Annotated in this window: 10 protein-coding genes and 2 pseudogenes; 9 read left to right on the top strand and 3 right to left on the bottom strand. The window is 48.9% G+C overall.

What is annotated here, in order from left to right; genetic code table 11:
* From OGX67_RS06980 to OGX67_RS06970, 3 genes and pseudogenes are all read right to left on the bottom strand, one after another.
* Positions 1-509: IS6-like element IS26 family transposase (locus OGX67_RS06980; protein ID WP_061317786.1), on the bottom strand; the 509-nt coding region annotated here is incomplete at its 3' end.
* A 67-nt stretch (positions 510-576) separates the two neighbouring features.
* Positions 577-723: pseudogene (locus OGX67_RS06975) on the bottom strand (helix-turn-helix domain-containing protein); the annotation flags it as partial.
* A gap of 61 nt (positions 724-784) precedes the next feature.
* Positions 785-1042, bottom strand: a pseudogene (locus tag OGX67_RS06970) (transposase); the annotation flags it as partial.
* 214 nt (positions 1043-1256) lie between these two features.
* Here OGX67_RS06970 and OGX67_RS06965 point away from each other — a divergent pair.
* From OGX67_RS06965 to OGX67_RS06925, 9 genes are all read left to right on the top strand, one after another.
* Positions 1257-2804 (top strand): hypothetical protein, encoded by a 1548-nt coding sequence (locus OGX67_RS06965; protein WP_230320623.1) that lies wholly within the window; start codon positions 1257-1259, stop codon positions 2802-2804.
* Between the two features lie 23 nt (positions 2805-2827).
* A complete protein-coding gene (locus tag OGX67_RS06960) occupies positions 2828-3202 on the top strand; it encodes a hypothetical protein (protein WP_008786576.1) in 375 nt (124 codons plus the stop codon).
* Positions 3203-3212: 10 nt separating this feature from the next.
* Entirely contained in the window at positions 3213-3560 is a 348-nt protein-coding gene (locus tag OGX67_RS06955) for a hypothetical protein (RefSeq protein WP_008786575.1), read from the top strand.
* A 250-nt stretch (positions 3561-3810) separates the two neighbouring features.
* Complete coding sequence (locus OGX67_RS06950; protein WP_007372327.1) at positions 3811-4161, top strand: hypothetical protein; 351 nt, start codon at positions 3811-3813, stop codon at positions 4159-4161.
* 32 nt (positions 4162-4193) lie between these two features.
* On the top strand, positions 4194-4493 hold the full coding sequence (locus OGX67_RS06945) for a hypothetical protein (protein ID WP_016241553.1): 300 nt from the start codon (positions 4194-4196) through the stop codon (positions 4491-4493).
* Positions 4493-5317 carry a hypothetical protein gene (locus tag OGX67_RS06940; protein WP_007372328.1) on the top strand — a complete coding sequence of 275 codons (825 nt, stop codon included), beginning with the start codon at positions 4493-4495 and terminating at the stop codon, positions 5315-5317. The genes OGX67_RS06945 and OGX67_RS06940 overlap by 1 nt, the downstream gene beginning before the upstream one ends.
* Before the next feature lie 61 nt (positions 5318-5378).
* Positions 5379-6038 carry a DUF8336 domain-containing protein gene (locus tag OGX67_RS06935; protein ID WP_008786574.1) on the top strand — a complete coding sequence of 220 codons (660 nt, stop codon included), beginning with the start codon at positions 5379-5381 and terminating at the stop codon, positions 6036-6038.
* 48 nt (positions 6039-6086) lie between these two features.
* Positions 6087-6332 carry a hypothetical protein gene (locus OGX67_RS06930; RefSeq protein ID WP_032951184.1) on the top strand — a complete coding sequence of 82 codons (246 nt, stop codon included), beginning with the start codon at positions 6087-6089 and terminating at the stop codon, positions 6330-6332.
* A gap of 203 nt (positions 6333-6535) precedes the next feature.
* Complete coding sequence (locus tag OGX67_RS06925) at positions 6536-9913, top strand: hypothetical protein (protein ID WP_007372331.1); 3378 nt, start codon at positions 6536-6538, stop codon at positions 9911-9913.
* Positions 9914-9939 lie beyond the last annotated feature (26 nt).

Below are 9939 nucleotides of genomic sequence, written 5' to 3'. Positions count from 1 at the left end.
TTGTTCCGGTACTTAATCTGTCGGTGTTCAACGTCAGACGGGCACCGGCCTTCGCGTTTGAGCAGAGCAAGCGCGCGACCATAGGCGGGCGCTTTATCCGTGTTGATGAATCGCGGGATCTGCCACTTCTTCACGTTGTTGAGGATTTTACCCAGAAACCGGTATGCAGCTTTGCTGTTACGACGGGAGGAGAGATAAAAATCGACAGTGCGGCCCCGGCTGTCGACGGCCCGGTACAGATACGCCCAGCGGCCATTGACCTTCACGTAGGTTTCATCCATGTGCCACGGGCAAAGATCGGAAGGGTTACGCCAGTACCAGCGCAGCCGTTTTTCCATTTCAGGCGCATAACGCTGAACCCAGCGGTAAATCGTGGAGTGATCGACATTCACTCCGCGTTCAGCCAGCATCTCCTGCAGCTCACGGTAACTGATGCCGTATTTGCAGTACCAGCGTACGGCCCACAGAATGATGTCACGCTGAAAATGCCGGCCTTTGAATGGGTTCATGTGCAGCTCCATCAGCAAAAGGGGATGATAAGTTTATCACCACCGACTATTTGCAACAGTGCCCATTGGGTTTTATGCCGCCGGTGTCCCTCAACATGGTGAAAATAGTTCCGGGTTTTGAATCCAGAATCTTAGCTATTTCACTAAATCCTGTCCCACTCTTCCACAAGTCGAAAACGAGCGATTTTTCTTTTGCTGTAAATGTACGTTTCATCAAACGATCCTCCGCAACCACATGTTTTCACATGGTTGTTGCGTTGACCAATTGAATCTACAGCGGCCTTTTTCAGGATATCCCGTTCTTCTTCGGTACGTTTTAGCTGTGCCCGTAGTTTCAGGATCTCGCTTTTGGCTTCCAGTAAATCCCGGGCATGCTGCTCGCTGTTATCCGGTTTGATAGCCCGTAGCCACTTGTAGAGGCTGTGGGCAGAAACGCCCAGACGGTCAGATACTTCGGCAACGGAATAACCGCGTTCCGTTATCTGTCGGACGGCTTCTTCCTTAAATTCAGGTGTAAATCGTGGTGTGCCCATATGCTCCCCCTATGCTCAAACTATAGGGCAGGATCGTCTACCGGGGTGGGGTCAGTCCAACTATAGGGCAGATTTGTCTACGGGCTCGGGGGCACTCCACACCTTTAATCAGGTGGCCAAATTTACTGTGCCACTACAGTTTTCATCTGTTTTATCAGACTTAGAAAAATGAAATCTTTCAATTCATTGATTTTAAACGCAAAAAAATTTCTAAATGATCAGAATTATAGGGTGCTCGCTTTGCCAGGCTGTAGGGCTCGACCGCTCTATGGAAAACCTGCTGAATGCCGACCCGGAGAAATATGGCTATATGGCTATCCTGAACCGGCTTCAGCGTTTCATTGCCAAACGCCGTTATGCCTGGGAAGACCGCCATCCAGTGGGCCGCACGGTATACGAAGGTGGGTATATTAAGATCCAGCCAGATGTATACTCGCCGAAATTCCTGGAACGTCTGTTACACATCTGCTGTAGCGCCGACTACGTAGAGCAGCAACGCGCCGATGACGTTGCCGAGAAACTCGCTTACGGCTTGCTGGAAGACAATGCGCATAACCGTCGCATGTCCCGGCCTCAGTTCCGCATCGTCAGCGAAGAAGCCGTTGTGCATGTCGATTTCATGTGGGCTTTCCATCATTTCAATGACAAGCCTTTTAGGGCACTGGAGATCTACCACCGCGTCTGGGCCCACGGCGAGCTGGATCTGTTGACTGATGAACCGACGATGCCTGTAGTCCCTCAGTCCCCAATCCCTAAAGCAGTCTGGCTGAAGGTGGGGAAATTTGGCGATGACTCACTATTTGATGGGCTGGCTGATCCTGTTGCGGAAATGACCTATTTCGACGGCGGAGATGACGAACGCGCCGCACGTGTCATCAAGACAAGAGACGGCCACCGTCGTGTTGTCAGTTTCAGCGAAGATAACGAAGTTACCGTAGATGAAGAGTCTGCAAGCTTTGTGTTATGGGTGGAATACCCACGCCTTAAATCTGCTATTGAGAGCGGGGCGTACACCGCTGGGAGCGCGGCGCAGTTCTACCTGCGTTTCGGCACGGTATCTCTGTGCAAAGGTAAGTCAGCCTTGTATCACAAAATGATGCAGCGTGGTCAAACCTACCATCGACTCGGCCTGACCGGATTCCAGTCGATGGAAGGGATCACAGCTCGAAAAGACCTTCGCATCCTCTCGACCGAGAAATACCAGCATGTTCTGAAAAGAACGCTGGAGGCCCGGATCATTCGTTTTAAATGGTGGGCTAACCTCGCTTTCACCATCCAGTACCACATGACCCGCATGACAGAATTTGGGTTCTGGCTGCATCGCGTCTTACGCCAGGAAAGCCATAACGAGCTTATGGACGAGAAAACGCTGTGCAAAAACAGCCTGGAAACTGTCCTGATCAACCAGACCAATGCCTGGTGTCTTGTGATGAGTGACGTGGGCAACAAACCTGATACATCAAATGCGCTGCGCCGCTACTGGAGACAGGAGCGGGCCCGAGCTTTCGCGCACTGTGCTTCAGTACCGGAAGTCCTTAAATCGCTGGTGGCTCGTGAGATGTTCAATATTTATCGACGTGCGCTTTATGAACTCAATAGCCATAAAGAGTTGAGCCTTGGCCTGATACACATACAGGAACTGGCAACTCAGAACGCGGACGCGTTACGGATCCATATCAAAATAATGATGCGGTTAATCAGGCTGTGGCAATTGTCAGGTTTAACAAGCATTGGTCAGAGTGAATTTTGTGAGGCGGCTTAACTGCCTGGAATAAAGGGAAAATAATGAAAATCATGCTTTCACTAGGCTCTGTTGCTATTACGACAGTAGCATCTATGTTGTTGCTGTGCAGCCAGGCTAATGGCAGCAACGGGAACAGGCCTTTACGGATCAACGAACCTGTTCAGATTACTATCGAACAAGTGATGTATCGCATTGCAAATGGTAACCAGAATATCGGCATGAAAATGCGTGAAAACCCAGTGCTGTTTTCGGGTCATGCCGGAATCAGTGTAGAGCTAAGTGATTTTCCGCCCGGGTCAAAATCCGCGCCCGTACCCGGAACTACCGTAATGCTGCGTACCGCTTTGTCTGGTCAGACAGAGGCCTGTTATCAGCAGCACTGCTACTCAGCCGAAGTGACCACGTACAACGAATAGAGGTCTTGCTATGGCAGACAGAACTGATGGAATGAAAGGAAGAGCACTGATTAGGCAGTTGTCCGGTATGCCACCCGGCGTTAACCCATTAAACGTTCCTCAGCCGCTTAAGCGAACCGTGTGCCTGGCAAAAGGCATAGTGGATACATGGGATAGTTTTCCATCCGAAAACAACCTTGCAATCGCCCTGGAAAACGCCGCTGCAATATCACGGCTGGCGATAAGCCTCCTGCAAGAACGGGAAGTACTGTACCGGCAGCTGGCATCTCTTGGAGTAGAACCAGAGAAAATGAAACAATCCGTCGAAGCCATCCCGATGGAAACGCTTTTAAAAAGCCTTCCAATGAGGAAAAAGTAACTTTCTAGCGTTTTTTGTTTCCGCTGTAAGAAGACACCTTTTTTGGTGCTCAATAGCAGTATTTTTTTAACAGATAAACTAAACGAATTCAATATTTCTTAAATTCAAGCACATTTTGTCTTCTTTTAAATTTCGTCGTAGGTTTAATGCAGTTAATAATGTTACTCACGGATTAATTTTTAAAAAATACAGAGCCTAATCAGGCTATACGGGTTTTGTAATTGCTATCATTAAAGTCACGAGGAAAACCATGAGTGCATACGTCGAGCAGGTATTTAATGATGTTGAAAAAATGCGTGGCAAAGTTCTGGCCGACCGATTCCGCATGGTATTCAAAAAAATCCAGCTTGTGAAGAACGACGACTCAGACGAGGCCTACAACCTGAAGCAACAGGAAAACCTAGCCGCTGTCACTGAACTTCAGAATGCTGGTGGTTTCATTGATTGGGACATCAAGGTCACTAAGTATAGCAACACATCCACTCAGGTTGAGTTGCGGCATAAGGTAGATGGTGTGCTGGTATGGCGCGATTTTACCTTCGTAAGCGATTTTGTATTCGAACTCGCTAAAAACGTTGTCTATTCAAAAGAGACGGTCTGAATTCAATTATTGCATTAATAACCGGTGGAAAAATGGAGCAACTGACACCTGCAAAACTCGACTCGATGATTACTGAGACTACAACTGAACTGCTATATGCGCAGAGGGCACTTATCAGCCCAAGCCGAGCTGATGCGATGGAAAAGAAAGCGTCTCAATTACTCAGCATATTATTGGAGTTAAAGGAACTAAGAAATAAAAGCCCACAAAAAATCATACTGCCACCCCCTGCATGTTGCTTTGCAGATCATAGTTATCCTGCATATTCCAGAGACCAAGTTATTGCAATACTTGATTCTCTTGGACATAAAATTATTGAAAAGGAAAATTAATGCGCCAGACAAAAATCGTAAATATATTCTATGCCAGTGCTGAAGAGCTTCAGCTAGGCATTAACGAGATAGATACTGAGATTACGACCGCTTTGCAGAACGGCAATATGGAAGCCGTCAAAAAAGCAACGTTACTTAAAAACACCATGATTAGTCTGCTGGACAACAAACAGAAGGGCGAGCTGGTTCAAGAAACGTGTACGTCAGGCGAAAAGGCTGATTCATCGGTAGAAATAACGGACGCAATGGCCTACGCGTTCCACGCGGCATCTGGTGAGGGTGCAATTGGTTCCGATGATGTTGAAGAGATAAAGCGTGGTCTGCGGGTAGTTATCAATGAGTGTGGCCTCACAAATCACCTCGTAAAGATCCCTGCTGGTTTACACGATGCAACAGCTCAGCTTGTAGTTAACTTCGCCTCTGAGATGGCGGGTAAGCTTTACCGGGCCCAGGAGAAGTATGGTCGTGGGGCTGAATGGGCAAAATCTGACTGGAAGGATGAATGCCTCAAAGAGCTCCACCGACACCTTTCAAAAGGTGATCCACGTGATGTAGCAGCCTACTGCATGTTTTCGTGGCATCACGGTTGGCTGACCCACAGCGAACAACCTGCTATAGCGGGGCTCAGCGAAAGAGTTCTGTTCGATAGCTTTATGAAAGATGATTACTCACCTGATTCAAGTGGTTCAGTATCAGAGGAAGAAGAAAGGGTCTTTCTTGAGGTGCTCTTTCACATATGGCAAGGCCGGGCCGCAGTTCAGAATGGATTAACTCAACAGGAAATGGATATCGTAATGAAGTACCGGGAACAAAATCAGAAATAACATTACTGCGTTCTGACAACCAGTAAATTAACTCGATGCGGTATTTCAGAAAGGAAAAATTATGATCGTTCTCAAATACCCTCCTTACCCATCGCCCTTCTGGTTCCGGGGGGAAAAAGATAAAACGGGTGTGGTTACCGAGGTTGGAACAGTTTATGTGGAAGCAACAAAGGATAACCTGCTGCTGGTGGAGGGCACACTCCCTCCGGTAGGTGCGACTTTGTTTCTTACACCTGACCGGTTCGATATTAAAGCTGAAACTGAGATTGATAGCCGGGCCCGACGAGAGGAACAGGCCAGACAACGTCTGACACGGCAAGAAGAAGAACGACAGCAAAAGGCCGCTCTCGATATGAAGCTGATGCAACAGGCGCAAGAGCGAAACGCTCGTTTGTATCTTCCGGTACGATGGACAAGCGGATTCAAATCGGTGATTTCCGGGCTGACGGAAAACAGTAGCGGTAACGGTATAAACCGGCGAACTGTGATTCACGTGCTTTTACTTGAGGACATACGTGATGGGCGCCTGGTCAGAAATGAAGGGGATTTTCTTTGCACCGCCGCAGGTGGAAGTAACGGCAAGCTTTGGGTTAACCCAGCCACCCATAGTGATGGTGAGTACGGGCCTTACGTATGTGAAATAACGTGTAAGCAGTGTATTAAGGCTGCTCTACGTTGGCAGGATAAAAATAAGGCCGTCCCACCGGAATGTGTTCCGTAGGTATCAGGCGAACCGATCACCACGCTATAGAGAGAGGGGACAGTGAACATGCAAGTTGCTAAAAACAAGTACGCCGTTCTGGACAGTGCGATCATGAAAATACTCGGCAAAGAGCCGGTTCCATTTTCACTGATTATGCTTCCAGACGTAGCTGGTGAGTGTTCCCGACTCGCTGATGAGGAGAGGAATAAGCCGATGCCATTCCGCATTCTTGACCGGCGGTTACAGGCGCTAAGAAAGGCTGGCAAAATTCAGTTCGAGACCGGAAAAGGCTGGGTAAACCCTCTTTCCTGACCACCCGCAATTCGTACTGCATCTTCCTTTTCGTAAAAGGCAACTCTTCGTTGCCTTTCATCCCCCAGAGCTATTCGTCACCTGCCCCCCCAACGATAAAATCAAAGTATCACAAACAATATGTCCCCCATTTAAGCCATTAGAAACACCATGTCCTAGTACAATAGCGGCAACATGGCTAAAGCCGGGGGAAGGAGATCATAATGACGGGTATCGTGCGCATTGAACAACCGGTAGAGCGAATTGAACGTTTCCATTCTCTTCAAGGCGGTCAGTACTGGCGGGCAAATGAAGCCATTGCTGAAGAGAACATTGCCGCTTCCGAAGTACTGCTGATTGAATCGCTGCGTTGGGTCGACAACAAACTGCATACGGTCATTCTGCGCACCCACCCATCAAAACATGGCCAACACATTCGGTTTGAATATACCGATGAATCTGGCCGCACTTGTGGCACTACCCGTAGCTTCACTCAGCACCGCTTTTTGTTTGATGACTTCGTTAACAAATTCACCTTTGCTGCTGACTCGAAAGAAGTCCGCGAAAGTGAAGTGCAGGCCTGCCAGCAGTTGGCTCAGAAGCTGACCGTTGAACTTTCCGAGGCGATGACAAACCCTGAACGCATGAAAGAGATCATTGCGGAACGCCTTGAAAAAGAGCAGACAGAAAAAAGCGAGAACAAACTCAATACTCTACCCGCGACGATTGACCAGTACACAAACCTCGCCACCGGCCCGTTAGAAAATGCGCTGACATCCGGTGTCAATGAGGAAAGCATTAAGGGAATGATGGAAGCGGCTCGGCATGGACATAAACTGGCCGTCATACAATCTGAATGGCTACAAGGTAAGAATAACGAAATTACCAGGGCCGTTCAGGCCGTCGTACCCTATTACCAGGAAATGGCTGCGGCGCAGCTGGCCGCATTCGAAGAGAGCAGGGAGAACGTTGAATCGCTGATGAAAGGGATTGCGTCTCTGGATCTTTTCATCGGCAAAGATGTTGTCGTCAACACGATAATCAAAGGCAATTCAGCCCCGAGCGACATTCCTCTGACATTTGTCCAGAAAAAGCTACTGATGGATGAGGAGCTCGCTGTCTATCTGGATCTGGGAGACTGGTTCGATTTCACCAAAGCAGATTTATTCGACCAGGCACTGCAAAAACACCCGGGCCTAATCGAGCAGATTTTCCCGACCCAACGTTGCGTACTGGTTATGGCCGTCACCAGACGGCACGTCAATTATCAGGATCCGTGGGAGGCTGCGGCCAAAGACTTTCAAAACAGATGTGTCTTCCTGCTGGTACGAGACGGCGAAAATATTTACCAGGTATGCAGCCCGGTTGAATCTCATCTGGGCGCTCATACGCTGTTCCCTGAACGTGACGAGCAGGACGCGCTTTTTCGCGGTTTTGACGGTTCTCGCATCACCTTCCGCGATGTAGCTTACACTGACCGGCTGCGGGCGCATGAAAAGATGGCGCTGCACTATAAACGTTTCCTGATCCTTTGCTGCGGGCTCGACCAGCGTGAGCGCCTGTTTGGCGAATTCTATGATCGCAGTAGTAACATTAATTTCATCTCGATGGACTTCCAGGAGAAATATTGCCGCTTTATTCATGACGCAGATGGAACCGGTCTGTTGAGTGACCCGGAGGCCGATACCAGACCATCGCTGGAGTCCTACATTAAGCAGGCGAACCAGCACCTGCGTTCTGGTTCACGCGTCTTTTGTGAGTGGAGACAGGTCGTTAATCCGGTTACCGCACCCGGGGCAGCTAAGGATGATTCAGGTAACGGCTACCGGGGACATTCATTCACGGTTGATTTCGTTAAAAGCCGTAGTACCAGCGTGGCATACCAGAAGAATGAAGAGATCTACGTTGATGTGCCAGTCGTTCAGCACACCTACAGCCGTAATGCGAAGTCAGACAAACGAGAATTCAATGCCAAGGTATGCCTCTCAAAATTCAGAACCTCTGATAGCCTTGGCTATCTTTGCCTGGACACGGTGAAATCCGCCGATCTCGAATATTACATTCACAACCGGCGTATCCGGGCTAACCATCTTTATTACATCCGGCTCTTCAAAGAACTTGCGGCACTGCTGAAGCTGGAAGAAACGCATGAAGAACAATACCGAAGCAAAATGCTGGCGGCTTTAAACGCCGGGAACATCGGTGACGAAAATGACCGGGTTGCGGCTGTAGATAAAACGATTCAGACGTGGCGCTGCGCAAACCGAGGTGCATCCCTCCAAAGTGGTCTGGAAGATGAGAAGCAATGGAAAGCGCTCCTTGCCATGATGGATTTAATTGCATGGCGAGGTCATGCAAGCATCCCGCAAATTGAATGCTACTGTGAGCAACTTGGAAACTCTCCTCTACGGCTTGTGGTAATGCCAAACGGCAAACTGGGCCTGTATGTAGCCCCACGAGCTGAAGAACGAAACGATGCAGCTGAGAAACACAAATGGGCTATACGTGTGGTATTGAGTCTGACGCGTACCGGTGTGAAAGAGGTATCTCGCTCATGGGCTCTGGTTAACGAACTGAGCGTATCTGAATGCACCCTCAAAGAATGGCCGCTGGTGGATGAGTGGAAAGGGTTAAAGTCTGTATTTGAAAGCTACGACCGGAAACTTAAAGCTCTGGCAGACATTGAACTGGGCCGTGAGACTCTCAAGCGTCTGAATCCCAGCAACCAGGAAGGTCTGAGCGAGCTGGCAGAATTGTGGATTAATGCTTTTGAAGAAATGAACTTCTACCGACCGACTGGCGGGATCGTTCAAAAGCCAGTAATGATGATCCCGATTGGTCTTATTGTCGACCGTGAGGAGTGGTCATACTTATATCTTGGTACACGCGGCTCTGCGGTCGAGTATATCTATCAGAATCTGAATGATAAGGCACTCAAGGCCCGGGTAGCCCACCGTCTGATTTCAAATTACGAGGTCAAAGAGGGTAAGCTCGATAATCTTGCCAATAAGAAAACAAGTCTGGGTCTCTTTTGCACAAAACAGCGCCCGGACATGGCCCCTTTTAGCGCAGACCGAAACATAGAGACATATGGGCCTGATTTCGGCGTTAACCATGCTGTGCTTACGCATATGGTATCGTTTAAATCGCAGATAGCGCTGATTCAGCAAGAGGCAGATCGCGGCTTACACCGTCGCTTCACGATAGCCAGCAACCTGGTCAGTTCAGCCGGGGAGTTGCTTATCGATCAACTGCTCGGCGATGCGGCGCGAGATGCAGATGAGCCGGTAGATATTCTTGAGGTGGTTATTAACCCAGCGCCAACCGGTGAACCAGGGGCGAAGCTGAAGAAGAATGGTGAGACATTCTGGCATAAGCACTGGTGTGATTTGTGTAAGCCAGGAACCGAAGAAAGCCTGGCACTCTCCCACATTCACGCGCCGGATCACGTCATTACGCGGACTTCGTTCAGTTCCAAGGAGGATGCCATCCTCTTCGTACTCAAGACGATGCCGCAGGCCAGAAAATACGAAAAGGATTTCTTCCGCGACAATGATTTCGATGTACCTGATGGGATTATTGAACGGTGGATAGACCGTTAATCATATGCAGTATGAATAAAAAAAAG

Origin of the sequence: Citrobacter sp. Cf118 (genome assembly GCF_030334095.1) — a bacterium.
GTDB lineage: Bacteria > Pseudomonadota > Gammaproteobacteria > Enterobacterales > Enterobacteriaceae > Citrobacter > Citrobacter freundii.
The sequence above is the reverse complement of the archived record's forward strand: the minus strand, read 5'-3'. Positions and strand labels throughout refer to the sequence as shown.